Origin of the sequence: Cupriavidus sp. 2KB_3 (genome assembly GCF_052115685.1) — a bacterium.
GTDB lineage: Bacteria > Pseudomonadota > Gammaproteobacteria > Burkholderiales > Burkholderiaceae > Cupriavidus > Cupriavidus campinensis.
The window spans coordinates 35,327-48,670 of record NZ_JBFRHD010000024.1; the positions used below are offsets into that span (position 1 = coordinate 35,327).

At 68.4% G+C, this 13,344-nt stretch carries 15 protein-coding genes; 8 read left to right on the forward strand and 7 right to left on the reverse strand.

Translation table 11 applies throughout. The annotated features are described in order from the left end of the window. The first annotated feature begins 15 nt into the window (after positions 1–15). Positions 16–918, forward strand: coding sequence for a DMT family transporter (locus AB4120_RS23065; RefSeq protein ID WP_441642901.1), 903 nt, complete (start codon positions 16–18; stop codon positions 916–918). A 35-nt stretch (positions 919–953) separates the two neighbouring features. On the opposite strand, the gene AB4120_RS23070 is transcribed toward AB4120_RS23065, so the two are convergent. Beyond that, positions 954–2,255, reverse strand: a complete 1,302-nt coding sequence (locus AB4120_RS23070; protein ID WP_262389799.1) for a cation:proton antiporter — start codon at positions 2,253–2,255, stop codon at positions 954–956. Positions 2,256–2,598: 343 nt separating this feature from the next. Between AB4120_RS23070 and atzF the strand changes: the two genes are divergently transcribed. The 6 genes from atzF to panE all read left to right on the forward strand — a co-directional run bounded on the left by atzF (position 2,599) and on the right by panE (position 8,913). After that, complete coding sequence (atzF, locus tag AB4120_RS23075; RefSeq protein ID WP_441642902.1) at positions 2,599–4,329, forward strand: allophanate hydrolase; 1,731 nt, start codon at positions 2,599–2,601, stop codon at positions 4,327–4,329. A 41-nt stretch (positions 4,330–4,370) separates the two neighbouring features. After that, complete coding sequence (locus AB4120_RS23080) at positions 4,371–5,405, forward strand: ABC transporter substrate-binding protein (RefSeq protein ID WP_149139198.1); 1,035 nt, start codon at positions 4,371–4,373, stop codon at positions 5,403–5,405. Positions 5,406–5,410: 5 nt separating this feature from the next. After that, a complete protein-coding gene (locus AB4120_RS23085; RefSeq protein ID WP_149139197.1) occupies positions 5,411–6,262 on the forward strand; it encodes an ABC transporter permease in 852 nt (283 codons plus the stop codon). 2 nt (positions 6,263–6,264) lie between these two features. After that, positions 6,265–7,086: an ABC transporter ATP-binding protein gene (locus AB4120_RS23090; protein WP_144197115.1), complete on the forward strand. Its 822-nt coding sequence runs from the start codon at positions 6,265–6,267 to the stop codon at positions 7,084–7,086. 111 nt (positions 7,087–7,197) lie between these two features. Next, a complete protein-coding gene (locus AB4120_RS23095) occupies positions 7,198–7,902 on the forward strand; it encodes a GntR family transcriptional regulator (protein WP_244844910.1) in 705 nt (234 codons plus the stop codon). A gap of 90 nt (positions 7,903–7,992) precedes the next feature. Continuing rightward, the gene (gene panE / locus AB4120_RS23100; RefSeq protein WP_149139196.1) at positions 7,993–8,913 is read left to right on the forward strand and encodes a 2-dehydropantoate 2-reductase; all 921 of its coding nucleotides are present in this window, start codon (positions 7,993–7,995) and stop codon (positions 8,911–8,913) included. A 12-nt stretch (positions 8,914–8,925) separates the two neighbouring features. On the opposite strand, the gene AB4120_RS23105 is transcribed toward panE, so the two are convergent. The 5 genes from AB4120_RS23105 to AB4120_RS23125 all read right to left on the reverse strand — a co-directional run bounded on the left by AB4120_RS23105 (position 8,926) and on the right by AB4120_RS23125 (position 11,669). Beyond that, positions 8,926–9,219: a translation initiation factor 1 gene (locus AB4120_RS23105; protein WP_441642903.1), complete on the reverse strand. Its 294-nt coding sequence runs from the start codon at positions 9,217–9,219 to the stop codon at positions 8,926–8,928. 8 nt (positions 9,220–9,227) lie between these two features. Then, on the reverse strand, positions 9,228–9,449 hold the full coding sequence (gene infA / locus AB4120_RS23110; RefSeq protein WP_092299836.1) for a translation initiation factor IF-1: 222 nt from the start codon (positions 9,447–9,449) through the stop codon (positions 9,228–9,230). Then, a complete protein-coding gene (locus AB4120_RS23115; protein WP_392388533.1) occupies positions 9,442–9,723 on the reverse strand; it encodes an isochorismatase in 282 nt (93 codons plus the stop codon). The genes infA and AB4120_RS23115 overlap by 8 nt, the downstream gene beginning before the upstream one ends. Positions 9,724–10,068: 345 nt before the next feature. Further along, complete coding sequence (locus tag AB4120_RS23120) at positions 10,069–11,394, reverse strand: type II toxin-antitoxin system HipA family toxin (RefSeq protein WP_187645242.1); 1,326 nt, start codon at positions 11,392–11,394, stop codon at positions 10,069–10,071. Next, entirely contained in the window at positions 11,394–11,669 is a 276-nt protein-coding gene (locus AB4120_RS23125; protein WP_149139194.1) for a helix-turn-helix domain-containing protein, read from the reverse strand. The genes AB4120_RS23120 and AB4120_RS23125 overlap by 1 nt, the downstream gene beginning before the upstream one ends. Before the next feature lie 243 nt (positions 11,670–11,912). Here AB4120_RS23125 and AB4120_RS23130 point away from each other — a divergent pair, with 243 nt between their 5' ends. Further along, entirely contained in the window at positions 11,913–12,647 is a 735-nt protein-coding gene (locus tag AB4120_RS23130; RefSeq protein ID WP_149139193.1) for an IclR family transcriptional regulator, read from the forward strand. A gap of 23 nt (positions 12,648–12,670) precedes the next feature. On the opposite strand, the gene AB4120_RS23135 is transcribed toward AB4120_RS23130, so the two are convergent. After that, on the reverse strand, positions 12,671–13,333 hold the full coding sequence (locus AB4120_RS23135; RefSeq protein ID WP_262389798.1) for a 4'-phosphopantetheinyl transferase family protein: 663 nt from the start codon (positions 13,331–13,333) through the stop codon (positions 12,671–12,673). Positions 13,334–13,344: the final 11 nt, after the last annotated feature.

Here is a 13,344-nt window from a genome sequence, read left to right on the forward strand (position 1 = left end):
CCCTCCCCACCCCCCATGCATGCCAGCGCCACCCGACGCCTCGACGGGGCCACCCTGTTCCTGCTCACCTTCCCGCCACTGGCCTGGGCGGGCAACGCCATCGTCGGGCGGCTCGCCGCCGGTACGTTTCCGCCGATCACCCTGAACTTCGTGCGCTGGGTGCTGGCTGGGACGCTGCTGGGGCTCTACGCCTGGCGCGGGGTGGTGGAGCATCGCGCCACGCTGCGCCGGCATGCCGGGCTGCTCACGGCGATGGGTGTGCTGTCGATTGCCAGCTACAACGCGTTCCAGTATCTCGCGCTGACCACCTCGACGCCAATCAACGTGACGCTGATTGGCGCCTCCACGCCGCTGTTCCTGCTGATTATCGGCGCGCTCTTCTTCAGGGAGCGCATGCGGCCGTGGCATGTGGCCGGCGCGCTGCTGTGTCTGGTGGGGGTGTCCTTCGTGCTGGTGCGCGGGGATCTGGGGCGGCTGACGCAGCTGGACTTCGTGCCCGGCGACCTGTTCATGCTCGCGGCGACCATCGCCTGGAGCGCCTATACCTGGCTGCTGCGCAAGCATCGCCCGGACCTGCCGCTGCCGGTGCTGCTGTTCGCGCAGATCGTGACCGGCGTGGTGGCCAGCGCGCCTGTCACGGCGTGGGAGCTGATGACCCTGCCGGCCCCCATCCCCTGGAACGGCAAGGTGCTGGGCATCCTGCTCTATGTGGCGACGATTCCCTCGCTGCTGGCCTACTTCGCCTGGGACCGCGCCATCGCCCGGGCCGGCGCGCAGTTGCCGGTGTTCTTCATCACGCTGACGCCGGTGTTCGCCGCCCTGCTCTCCACGCTGCTGCTCGGCGAGTCGCCCCACTGGTATCACGGCGTGGGGCTGGTCACCATCGCCGCGGGGATCGGGCTGGCGCAGCGGCGCTGAGAGGCGCTGAGAGGTGCGTGGCGCTGAGTGGTCACCTAGCGCCGCAGCCGTTGATAAAAGGCCATCAGCGGCGTGGCCGTCAGGCCGTGCAGGACGATGGAGAACACCACGGTGCACAGCGTGGCGTGGATCAGGAAGGAACGCCATTCCTCCCCGGCGGCGTGCGTCAGGGCATAGGCCAGGTAGTAGAGCGAGCCGATGCCGCGAATGCCGAACCACGCGGTCAGGCGCCGCTGGCCGCGCGCCATGGGCAGGTCGAAGGTGGACGCATAGACCGATAGCGGCCGGATCAGGCAGATCAGCAAGAGGGCCAGCGCCACGTACTGGGCGTGGAAGACCTCCCGGGTCAGCATCGCCCCGATCAGCAGGGTGACGCACAGTTCGGCCAGCCGCTCGATATTGAACGAGAACTCCGAGGCGGTATGGGTCAGGTAGGCCGCAGCCTTGCGCGCGTGCGTGGAGGTGGTCTCGACATCGGCCGTATGCAGCGGCCCCATGACCTCCGCCGGCGGCGTGGCGGGATTCTCGCGGCGCTCCACCTGCCGCATTGCCAGCCCCGCCGCGAACACGGCCAGGAAGCCGTAGGTGTGAAGCAACAGCGCGGCGCCGTAGGAGACGCCGATCAGGCCCAGCGTGAGGAAGCTCTCCAGCCCCACCGCCTCATGGAAGCGCAGGCGCAGGACCAGGATGGTCTTGCTGGCCAGCCAGCCCAGCAGCCCGCCAACGGCCAGCCCACCGAGCGTGCTCCAGATCAGATCGACCGCCATCCAGCGCCCGCCCCACGCGCCAAGCTCGTGATAGCCCAGCAGGCCGAGGCCGAGCATGACGAACGGGAACGCCGTGCCATCGTTCAGCCCGCCTTCACCGGTCAGGCTGTAGCGCACGACGTCGCGATCCTCGGTATCGGCCATCTGCACGTCCGAGGCCAGCACGGGGTCCGTGGGCGCCAGGATCGCCCCGAGCAGCACCGCCACGCCCAGCGGCACCTGCAGCCACCCGGCCGCCACGGCGCACACGCCGCCGATGGTCAGCAGCATGGCCACGCTGGCCAGCCGCACCGGCAGGCGCCAGACGCGGTACGTCATCTGCACCCGCATCCGCAAGCCCACGCCGAACAGGGCGACGAGCACGGCCAGCTCGGTGATCCATTCCAGCACCTTCACGTGGCCCGGGTCGGTCAGGTCAAGCACGATCAGCCCGGCGCCGCCGGGGCCGAGCGCCATACCCACTAATAGATACAGGCCGGACGGCGACATGGGCAGGCGTTTCACCATGGAGTCGATCAGCCCCATGGTGATCAGCAGCGCGCCAATGACCAAGGCCCAGGTCGCGAACAAGCCAGCTCCTTCAGTCAATTGAATCGATCCCGGTCGAGACTTTCACAGTAGACGGCGCGGCGGGCGGGCGCTGTCGGGCGGACCCCGTAGCGCCGTGTCAGTAAAGACCTCCCGGGACTGGTGCGTGGGCGCACCGTGCCGGGGCTTTTGGATGGCCGGACGGGGTCGCGGACGGCTGGGGGTTGCGTCCGTCAGGCAGGCCAAGCGCGAACTAGCCATGCAGTTAATCCACTGATTTCATAGAGATTTCCCTCACGCGAGGCGGCAATTTATCCGCCCAAAAGTGCCTTTGGCATGGCGATTGCTATCTTGTATCCAAGATTGGATTTCAGATAGGACACTCATGCGTACCTCTGTCGCCGCTACCCCAGCGGCCACCCCAGCCGCCTCCGGCAAGGCCGATGCGGCGTGGATCGAACGGTTCGACACCCCGGTCTCCGCCCCGCACCCGGATCACGCCCCGCTGGCCGGGCTGCGCTTTGCCGCCAAGGACAATATCGACGTGGCCGGCGTGCCGACGACCGCCGCCTGCCCCGAGTTTGCCTACGTGCCGGACGCCCACGCCACGGTGATCGCGCGCCTGCTGGGCGCCGGCGCGGCGCTGGCCGGCAAGACCAACCTGGACCAATTCGCCTGCGGCCTGAATGGCACGCGCTCGCCCTACGGCGCGGTGCCCAATGCGTTCGACCCGGCCTATGTCAGCGGCGGGTCGAGTTCCGGTTCGGCGTACGCGGTGGCCACCGGGGCGGTGGACTTCGCGCTGGGCACGGACACCGCCGGCTCCGGCCGGGTGCCCGCCGGGCTCAACAACATCGTCGGGTTGAAGCCGAGCAAGGGCCTGATCTCCGCGCACGGGGTGTTTCCCGCCGCGCAGAGCGTGGATTGCGTGTCGATCCTGGCGCGCACGGTGGCCATGGCGGTCCGCGTGCTGGAAGCCGCCGCCGGCCATGACCCGCAGGACCCGTACTCGCGCGCGCTGCCACTGGCGCGCACGCCGCTGCCCGCCGCGTTCCGTTTTGGCGTGCCGTCCGAGCCGGAGTTCTTTGGCGATGACCTCGCCCGCCGGGCCTTCGACGACGCCGTAGCCGCGCTGGAGGCGCTGGGCGGCCGCGCCGTGCCCATCGACTATGCCCCGCTGGCCGAAGCCGCCGCGCTGCTTTATGACAGCGCGCTGGTCGCCGAGCGCTACGCCGCCGTGCGCCCCTTCTTCGACCTCGCGCCGGGGGCGGTCATCGAGCCGGTTCGCTCGATCCTGGCCGCAGGTAGCCGCTACAGCGCCGCCGATGTATTCGATGCCCAGCACACGCTCCAGGCGCTGGCCCAGCGCGCGACTGCCATGTGGCAGGACATCGACGTGCTGTGCGTGCCCACGGCGCCGACGCATTGCACCATCGCCGCCATACTGGCCGATCCGGTGGTGCGCAACCGTGAACTCGGCCATTACACGAACTTCGTCAACCTGCTCGACTACGCCGCGCTGTCCGTGCCCGCGAGCCTGCGCCCGGACGGGCTGCCGTTCGGCATCACGCTGATCGGCCAGGCCGGCAGCGACTGGCAACTCGCCGACCTGGGGCAACGCTTCCACCACGCCAGCGGGCTGACGCAGGGTGCGACTGACGCCCCGCTGCCCGCACCGGTAGGGATCGCCGCGCTGGCCCCATCGCCGGCGACCCATCTGCCGCTGGCCGTGGTGGGCGCCCATCTCTCCGGCATGCCGCTGAACGGTCAGTTGACCGAACGTGGCGCGACGCTGGCCGAAGCCACCACCACCGCGCCGCGCTACCGCCTGCATGCGCTGCCCGGCACCACGCCGCCCAAGCCCGGCCTGCGCCGCGTGGGAGCCGCAGAGGAAGCCGGCGCCGCCATCGCCGTGGAGGTCTGGCAGGTGCCGCTCGCCGCCGTCGGCAGCTTCCTGGCGCTGGTGCCGGCTCCGCTGGCGCTGGGCAGCCTTGAGCTGGCCGATGGCCGCTGGGTCCATGGCTTCGTCTGCGAAGGCCATGCGCTGCAAGGCGCGCCCGATGTCAGCGCCCATGGCGGCTGGCGCGCCTATATCACGTCGCTGTCCGCCGCTTGACCGTCTCCCGAATCCTCAACATTCACGTACAGGAACCTGCCATGTCCCGCCCCATCTTCCGCTCTACCTCCCGCCCGGCCGCTGCCCCCGCCACCGTCTCCCCCTCGCGCCGCCGCGCGCTGAAGGCCGGCGCCGCCGCGCTGTCCGTGCTGGCCGCGCCGGCCATCGTCCGCGCGCAGGGCACGCCCAAGCTGCGCATCGGCTACTGGCCGGTCGCCTCGGGCCTGCCCTTCTTCGCCGCCGTCGAAAAAGGCTATTTCAAGGAAGCCGGGCTGAACGTCGAACCGATCAAGTTCGCCAGCCCGCAGCAGGTGATCGAGGCCATCCTGGCCGGCCGGTGCGACGGCAGCGCCAATGGCACCGCTTCGGCAGCACTGGCCATCGGTGACATTGCCCAGCCCGGCCTGCTGAAGATCTTCTGCACCAACCCGACCAACGCCAAGTTCGTGCTGGACGAATTCCTTGTGGCCAAGGACAGCCCGATCAAGACCGTGGCGGAACTCAAGGGCAAGCGCGTGGCGTGCGGCCCGGGCCTGCAGAACGTGGTGCTCGCCAAGACCATGCTCGAGCGCGCCGGTGCCGGCAAGATCAGCGTGACGGAGCTGCCGATTGGCCAGCACGTGGCAGCGCTCGCCGCCGGCCAGATCGACGGGGTCTACTCGCTCGAGCCCACCGGCACCATCGGCCGTCTCAATGGCACCACGCGCACGCTGGAGGCCGGTGTGGTGGCGCGCTACATCCTCGGCGACCCGATGGCCCCGTGGCACGGCGGCTCGGCCAGCCTGACCACGGAGTTCCTCGGCAAGAACAAGGACGTAGCCAAGGCCTACCTGGCCGCCTACCGGCGCGGCGTGGTGCTGGTGCGCCAGAACCCGACCGAGGCGCGCCCCTTCCTCAAGGGCTATACCGCCATCGAAGGCGCGCTGACGGCGGAGGTGCCGATGGCCGACTACCTGTTCTTCGATGAATTCAAGGCCAGCGACGCGGCCCACTTCCAGAAGTTCTACGACCTGTTCACCGAGAAGGGCATCTTCTCGCGCAAGGTGGACGTCAACACGCTGCTCTACAAGGCCTGACGACCATGTCCGAACTGTCTGATACCGCCGCCGTGCCGGCCACGGCTCCGCCCGCCGGCAAGTCCTGGGCGCCCCCGGCGTCAAACGACGCCGCCCCGCGCCGGCCCCTGGGTGACCGGCTGCTGCCGATGGTCGGCCCGCTGGTGCTGTTCGCCATCTGGGATCTCGTGGTCCGCTTCGGCCTGATCAAGCCGATCCTGCTGCCGAGCCCTGCCGATACGCTGGTGGCGCTGGCCACCGGGCTGGCCGGCGGCGAGCTGCTGGCGGACTTCGCCGTCACCGTCGCGCGGACGTTGCAGGCCTTCGCCATCGCGGCAGTGGTCGGCATGCCGCTGGGCGTGCTGCTCGGCAGCAATGAGCGGGCCTACCGCAGCGTGGAGTTCCTGATCGATTTCTTCCGCTCCACGCCGTCTTCCGCGCTGATTCCGCTGTTCCTGCTGATCTTCGGCGTGTCCGACATCAACAAGGTGGCCATCGCCGCCTTCGGCGCCCTGCTGATCGTGGTCTTCAACAGCGCCTATGGCGTGATCAACGCGCGCAAGCAGCGCGTGATGGCGGCGCGCGTGATGGGGGCCTCCCGCTGGCGCATCTTCCGGGACGTGCTGGTCTGGGAGAGCCTGCAGCCGAGCTTCGTCGGCCTGCGCTCCGCTGTGTCGATGGCGCTGGTGATCGTCATCGTGGCCGAGATGTTCATCGGCTCCGAGAACGGCCTCGGCCACGCCATCATCGACGCCCAGCAGGTGCTCAACGTCAAGACCATGTACGCGGCCATCCTCGCGGCCGGCGCGCTCGGCTATGTGCTCAACATCGCGTTCCTGGTGCTGGAGCGCCGCATCGTCCATTGGAGTGGAAGGTAACCATGACCACCGTTCTGACCCCCGCCCGCCACGCCGACGTGCCGGTGCCGCCGTTCCGCCCGGGGCCGCCGGGCACCCATATCACTATCCGCGGGCTGACCAAGTACTTCGCCGGCTGGCCGCTGTACGAGAACTTCGACCTGGACATCCCGAAGGGCAAGATCGTCTCGGTGTTCGGCCCCAACGGCTGCGGCAAGAGCACGCTGATCAACATGATCGCGGGGCTGATTCCGATCGACCGGGGCGAGATCCTGTTTGACGGCAAGTCGCTCAAGGACACGCGCATTGGCTACGTGTTCCAGAACTACCGCGAGGCGATGTTCCCGTGGATGCGGACCATCGACAACATCGCCTATCCGCTGCTGCTGGAGGGCCGCAGCAAGGCCGAGGTGGACCGGCGCATGGCGGAGCTGGTGGCGTCCTTCGACGTGAAGTTCGACCTGAACCGCTACCCGTACGAGTTGTCTGGCGGGCAGCAGCAGACCGCGTCGATCATGCGGGCGCTGGCGCCCCGGCCCGAGGTGCTGTTCCTCGACGAACCGTTCTCCGCGCTCGACTTCGAGATGACGCTGTTCATCCGGGAGAAGCTGCAGGAGGTGTTCATGCAGACCGGCACGACCATGCTGCTGGTCTCGCACGACCTGGAGGAGGCGGTGTACCTGGCGGACCAGATCCTGCTGCTGACCAAGCGCCCGACGCGCGTGGCCGAAATCCTGGACTACGGCGATGCCCGGCCACGCACCGTGGAGACGCTGTCGCAGGCGAGCTTCGTCGCGGCCAAGCGGCAGAGCCTGGAGATCTTCCAGCGTGAAGTCCGGCGCTGAAACCTGCCCCCGGGGCCGGTGGCGACCCGGCCGGCGGCGGCGCATAATGGGCGCCAGCGCCGGCCCAACCGTCCCGCCGAGACCCGCACCGCGCCTATCCCGATGAATGCCATGCCCCCTACCGATGCCGGGCGCACCTCGCGCGCCGACGATGTCTACGCGCTGCTGAAGCGCGATATCGCCGACTTTCGCCTCGTGCCCGGCGACCGCTTCACCGAGAACGAAGTCTGCGAGAGGCTGGGCGTGTCACGCACGCCGGTTCGGCAGGCACTGTTCCGGATGAAGCAGGAAGGGTTCGTCGAGGTCAGTTTCCGCGCCGGCTGGCGTGTGCTGCCGTTCGACTTCGACAAGTTCGAGCAGCTGTACGACCTGCGCATGGTGCTGGAGACCGAAGCCGTGCGGCGGCTGTGCGCGATGGCGCCGGACAGCAACCAGGCGGCCCTGGCCGCCCTGGCCGCGATCTGGCTGGTGGCGCCCGAGGCGCGGCTGCCGGACATGGCGCGCGTGGGCGAGCTCGACGAGGCCTTCCACTGCACGCTGGTGGAGGCCGCCGGCAACCCCGAGATGGCGCGCGTGCATCGCGACGTCACCGAACGCATCCGCCTGATCCGCCGACTGGACTTCACCAAGCCGGCGCGCGTGGACGCCACGTATGAAGAGCACGGGCGCATCCTGCGCGCCGTGCTCGCCCATCGGTCAGATGAAGCCTGCCGGCTGCTGCGCTCGCACATCGGCGCGAGCCAGGCAGAGGTGCGCAAGATCACCCTGCACGAGGTCTACCTCGCCCGCAGCCAGGCGCGGGGCGAGGGCAAATGACGGCCACGGCGCCCGCCAGCAGCTTTTGCGGCGCCCCACTACAATGGCGCTCACCCGGCCTGGGAGCCGGGCTGACCTGGGGAGTCGAACATGCGGATTCTGGTAGTCGGAGCGGGTGCGATTGGTGGCTATTTCGGGGCGCGGCTGCTGCAGGCCGGGCGTGACGTCACGTTCCTCGTGCGGCCCCGGCGCGCCGCCTTGCTGGCCGAGCGCGGCCTGCGGATCATGAGCCCGCATGGCGACGTGCGCATCGAGGACCCGCCCACGGTGCTATCCACCCAGATCACCGCGCCGTACGACGTAGTGCTGCTGAGCTGCAAGGCCTACGACCTGGACGGCGCCATGGACAGCTTCGCGCCGGCCGTGGGCCCCGACACGGTGGTCATCCCCATGCTCAACGGCATGCAACACCTGGACAAGCTCGATGCCCGCTTCGGCGCCGAGCGCGTGATGGGTGGCCGCTGCATGATCTCCAGCACGCTGGACGAGCAAGGCACCATCCTGCATCTGTCGGCCTTCCACATTCTCTCGTTCGGGGAACGGCCAGCCGGCACCACCGAGCGCGCGCGTGCCGTGGCCGCCGTGCTCGAGAACGCCGGTTTCGACGTGCAGCGCAGTGAAGCGATCATGCAGGACATGTGGGAAAAGTGGCTGTTTCTGGCGACGCTGGCCTCGTCCACCTGCCTGATGCGGGCGACGATTGGCGACATCCTGGCCGCACCGCGCGGGCGGGAGACCATTGCGGCGCTGCTCGATGAGTGCGCGGCGATTGCGGCCGCGAACGGCTATCCGGCGCGGGCGCCGGCGCTCGAGCAGGCCCGGGCGACACTGTTCGCGGAAGGCTCTCCGCTGATGGCGTCGATGCTGCGCGATTTGGAGCGCGGCGCCGCCATCGAATCGGACCAGATCGTGGGAGACTTGCTGGCGCGGCGCGGCCAGACGCCGGCGCCGACCCTGGAACTGGCCTTGACGAGTCTCAAGGCCTACGAGGCGCGCCGCGCGCGCGGCTGACGCCCCGGATTCTCAGACGCCGAAGCCCGGCGCGCCGAACTTCGTCAGCAACTGTTCGATCAGTGCCATGTCTTCGGTGCGCGGCGTGCGGTCCTCGACCACGCGGCACGGCCCGCCGTAGGTGGCGCTGACGTGCCGGCGCACGGTCAGCACGTCATCGGCCGGCGCGGCGATGGCCACGGCCTCGCCCGGCTCGTGCCGGTAGCTGCCGTCCATCCAGCCCACGGGCGTCAGATGCATGATTTCCCATTCGTCATTGGTAGACGTGGCGGACATGATGGCCTCGTCGGGGGCGGGATGGTTCATGACTGCGCTCAATTCTTGTGCCGGTAGTTGATGCGGCCCTTGGTCAGGTCATAGGGCGACATTTCCAGCGTCACGCGGTCGCCGGCCAGGATCCGGATGCGGTTCTTCTTCATGCGGCCCGACGAATACGCCCACACCTGGAAGCCGTTTTCGAGAACGACGCGGAAACGGTTATCGGGCAGCACTTCGGAAACGTGGCCGCCGAACTCGACGAGATCTTCCTTAGCCATGACGGGCTCCTTGATTAGCGTGGGCAGTGGCGCCCGGTTGATGGTGTCGCGCAGCCAGGCGCGTGATGGCGCCTTCGCCGGCACAGCGGGCGGCATGCTTGGCCCGGGCGGCGGTACTGTGGGTGTCGTGGCGCATGGCCACGTTGGCCACCACGCGTTCCATGCCGTCCTTGTATTCGCGGATCAGATATGCCGCGAACCAGACGCCTGGCTCTTGCTCGATGGGGTACACGGCAACCGTGTACGGGGATTCAATGATTTGCGCTTGCTGCAATGTGATGTGATGTCTCGTTTCGCGTGAACGCGCATGCGCAGGCCGGGCACCGATGTGCGCCACTGCTTGCCAGTTGGTTCCAACGCGATGGGAAGGAGGGTCAATGTGCGCAACACGCACTGAGGTGCATGTCGTCGCGATTGACGCGGAGTGACCGTGCTTGCGTAAGCTGGCGCGCTGGTACGGGGCGTGCCGGGTACGGAGCGGACTTGCCGCCGGTCAATATGGTGACGGGCCACGTGGCCCGGATCGATTCGGGTGTACGCCCGAAGGGTGCCAAAACTGAGTCTTTGTAGTGATGTCGGCACCCGGTCCTGTCGTCTGGAGAGAGGACCAAGTCCGGCATTATAGCAGCTTATTGCCTTGCGCCCTGATGCCATCGAACACGGCCCCGGCCACGTCCTGCGGAAAATCTCCGGGCAGGCGGGCCGCGACGGCGGCAAGCGCCGGGTCCACGGCGGCCACGAGTTCGGCGATTATCGATTCCACGTCCGCCTCGGGCAGCCCCACCTGCCGCCCCTGCGCTATCCAGTGCCGACGCTGGATCTGGGCCAGCCGGTAGTAATTCTGCGAGCCTCGCACCGCCATGGCCATGCGCGCCTTCTGCATGGCCAGCTGATTGGCGCCGCCTCCGACGATGGGATGTGCCGAGAGCACGTCATACAGCGGCGTAGCCCAGTAGCGGCCACCCGGGCCAATGCTCAGGCTGAAGTTCTTGGCGTGCCCGTCCGTGGCCGCGAGCATCCAGAACAGGATCTGCGTCTTGAAGAAATTGCGACGATCCGCCTCGCGCGCATCGGAGCCGGCCAGGATGGCCATGATGTCCGCAATGCCCGGCCCGCCATCGGCCTGGTACTTGGCCAGCGGGGACAGGCCCATCGCCTGGCAGAAGTCCTCCTGCGGCAGGCGCAGGATCCATTCGCCATCGGGCGCCACGCGCCGGTCGAAGCGCTCGACCACCAGCGCCTTCTGGTCCTCGAACATCGCCATCTCGCACGCCGCGATGGGCAGGCCGAAGGCTTCGACCAGCTGCGCGCAAAGCCATTCGTTCTCGACGGACGTCCGCATGTCCGCGCGCATATTGCCCACCAGCCCGAGCGGCAGCTTGAGGATATGGGTCGTGGGCGTACTGCCGTGCGGAATGAACCACTGGCCATCCTGGCGCAGCAGCGCGGTCTTTTCCTGCGCGCCAGCAATCGACAGACGCAGGTCGGCGTCGTCGCCATGCTGGCCGAGAGGTGACGCACTCGTGGTATCGCGCAGCAAGCGGGCGATGTGCGCGTCATCGGCCGGACTGCCCTCGATGGTGCGCAGCGCTTCGGGCACCTCGCCCTCGGGCAGCAGCTGCAGCGCGCCCACACAGTCGCGGCCAAGCGCCGTGAGCAGGTCGAATGGACCCGTGCCGCGCGTGCGATAGCGCTGCGCGAGCCGCCGACGGATGGCGTCGCTGTCCGGCAGCAGGTTGTCGAAATAATCCGTGACCACGCGGCCACGGTACGGTGCGTTGTCTGACCGGAACGGCATCGAGAGCGACAGCGGCCGGCCCTGCGCGCTGTGGATCCAGCGTGACGCGTAGTGGAAAGTCTCGCCCTCGCTGCCCTGTGCCCACACGCCCGTGAAATGGCCGTTCATCCAGACGCCGAGCTGGCGCCGCAGGGGTCGGCGCCCCATTACCAGGGCTCGTGTGGTGGGGGCTGGCGGAGCATGGCGCCACCGCCGCGATTGTCGTCGTCCCCATCGGCCGACAGCAGCATTTCCACGTCCAGGGCCTGCAACACCGCATGCAGCCGCTCCACGCTGACGCGCGCCGGGTTGGCTTCCAGCCGGGCATAGGTCTGCTGGCTCACCCCCAGGCGCGCCGCGAGTTGCGCCTGGGTCAGCCCGCGGGACTTGCGGAAGCCCTGGAGGATCGGCCGTAGCTGGCTGATGATGCGGATGGGATACATGGCTGGGATTATGGTCGGATGGGGCCGAATACAGCTATAAAGCTGTAAAACAGTTTTACGCTATTTTGGCTGTATTTTCAAGATACAGCTTATCGGGCGTAAAAAGAAAATACATCCGATAAGCTGTAGCGACGGGGCCCATCGGGCACGCCGTGGTACATTCCGGCCCCATATCCCTCCAGATTCCATGCTCACGCCCCGATGCCCGCGCGTCCCGATTCGTCCGCTGCCAAGCCGCCCTCGATGAACGTCAAGACCGCCCTGCGCGTGATCGAGATCATCGAGACCTTTGCGCGCGAACGCCGCGCGCTGTCGCTCTCGGAGTTGTCCCGGCTGCTCTCCGTGCCGGCCTCGAGCTGCCTGGCGCTGATCCGCACGCTGACTTCGCTCGGCTATCTCTATGAGACGGCGCGCCGCCAGGGCTACTACCCCACCGGCCGGCTGCTGGCCATGGCCCAGCAGATTGCCCGCCACGACCCCGTGCTCGATCGCGTGCACGACACCATGAGCGAATTGCGCGAAGCCACCGGGGAGACCATCGTCATCGGCAAGCTGCACGAGGGGCATGCGGTGGTGTATCTCGATGTGCTCGAATCACCACACGCGATCCGCTACATCGCCACGGCGGGCGAGCGGCGCGAACTCCATGCGAACTCGATCGGCAAGGCGCTGCTGGCCGCCATGGACGACGCCGAGCGCGCCGCCCTGCTCGCGCAACTGCCCTTCCAGCCGTTCACCGCGCGCACACTGGCCACGCCGGCGGCGCTGGAGGACGACCTCCGGCAATCGCGCGAGCGCGGCGCGTTCGTGAACCTTAGTGAGTCGATGCCCGATGTCGGCGCGCTGGCCTGGCCGGTGCGGTTGTCGGGCGAGAGTTACGCGATCTCGATTGCCGGCCCGGTCTACCGGATCGAGCCGCATCTGGAGCGCTACGCGGCCATCCTGCGCGCGGCGTGCGCGGCGCTGGAAAAGATCTGACGCTACCGCTCTGCCGGGCGGATCTAGTCGATCTGTTGCGCGCGGAGGCGCCATCCGGCCGGATGGGGCACCGACACCGACGCCAGCGGCGCCGACGCGGTCAGCGCCAGCACCGCGTCATCGCGCCGCCACGTGACGCCATTGGCGTGCGCCATCGGCACCGGCACGGCTTCCACCACGTGGCCCATCATGGTGCGGAACAGATTGCCGCCGTGGCACTTGATCCAGGCTTCCTTGAGCGTCCAGAGGTCATAGAAGGCCTCCAGCTTCGCCAACTCGTCGTCCACGTCCAGCAGGGCCGGCAGCGCGCCGCGCTCGGCCTCCGTGGTGGTGGCTTCGATCAGCGTGTCCAGGTGTTTGCGCGGCTGCATTTCCTCGATGTCGATGCCAACCGGCAGGTCGGACACGGCGCAAGCCAGGTGATCACCCGAATGGGCAATCGACAGGAATACCGGCGTGCCGACGGCTCCGCCGGTATGGGTCGCCAGCGGCGGCGCGTCCTCGGCCGCCGAGAGCGACCATTCCGCCGCATCCCCGCCGAACGTCACCGCCAGCAGCCGCCGGGCAAGCCAGCGGCCCGCCGCGAACTGCTCGGCGCGGGCCCGGGCGCGCATGGCGGCCAGCCGCGCCAGCTCCTCTGGCGACATCCAGCGGCTGACGGGTGGCGCCATGGCCGCGAATGCCATGACCGATCCTG

Bases quoted from the DNA above. Each gene is read 5' to 3' on its own strand.
- AB4120_RS23135 (WP_262389798.1), bottom strand. From the start codon at position 13,333: ATGGCATTCGCGGCCATGGCGCCACCCGTCAGCCGCTGGATGTCGCCA.
- AB4120_RS23130 (WP_149139193.1), top strand. From the start codon at position 11,913: ATGAACGTCAAGACCGCCCTGCGCGTGATCGAGATCATCGAGACCTTT.
- AB4120_RS23105 (WP_441642903.1), bottom strand. From the start codon at position 9,219: ATGAACCATCCCGCCCCCGACGAGGCCATCATGTCCGCCACGTCTACC.
- AB4120_RS23095 (WP_244844910.1), top strand. From the start codon at position 7,198: ATGCCCCCTACCGATGCCGGGCGCACCTCGCGCGCCGACGATGTCTAC.
- AB4120_RS23090 (WP_144197115.1), top strand. From the start codon at position 6,265: ATGACCACCGTTCTGACCCCCGCCCGCCACGCCGACGTGCCGGTGCCG.
- atzF (WP_441642902.1), top strand. From the start codon at position 2,599: ATGCGTACCTCTGTCGCCGCTACCCCAGCGGCCACCCCAGCCGCCTCC.
- AB4120_RS23065 (WP_441642901.1), top strand. From the start codon at position 16: ATGCATGCCAGCGCCACCCGACGCCTCGACGGGGCCACCCTGTTCCTG.
- infA (WP_092299836.1), bottom strand. From the start codon at position 9,449: ATGGCTAAGGAAGATCTCGTCGAGTTCGGCGGCCACGTTTCCGAAGTG.
- AB4120_RS23080 (WP_149139198.1), top strand. From the start codon at position 4,371: ATGTCCCGCCCCATCTTCCGCTCTACCTCCCGCCCGGCCGCTGCCCCC.
- AB4120_RS23125 (WP_149139194.1), bottom strand. From the start codon at position 11,669: ATGTATCCCATCCGCATCATCAGCCAGCTACGGCCGATCCTCCAGGGC.
- panE (WP_149139196.1), top strand. From the start codon at position 7,993: ATGCGGATTCTGGTAGTCGGAGCGGGTGCGATTGGTGGCTATTTCGGG.
- AB4120_RS23120 (WP_187645242.1), bottom strand. From the start codon at position 11,394: ATGGGGCGCCGACCCCTGCGGCGCCAGCTCGGCGTCTGGATGAACGGC.
- AB4120_RS23085 (WP_149139197.1), top strand. From the start codon at position 5,411: ATGTCCGAACTGTCTGATACCGCCGCCGTGCCGGCCACGGCTCCGCCC.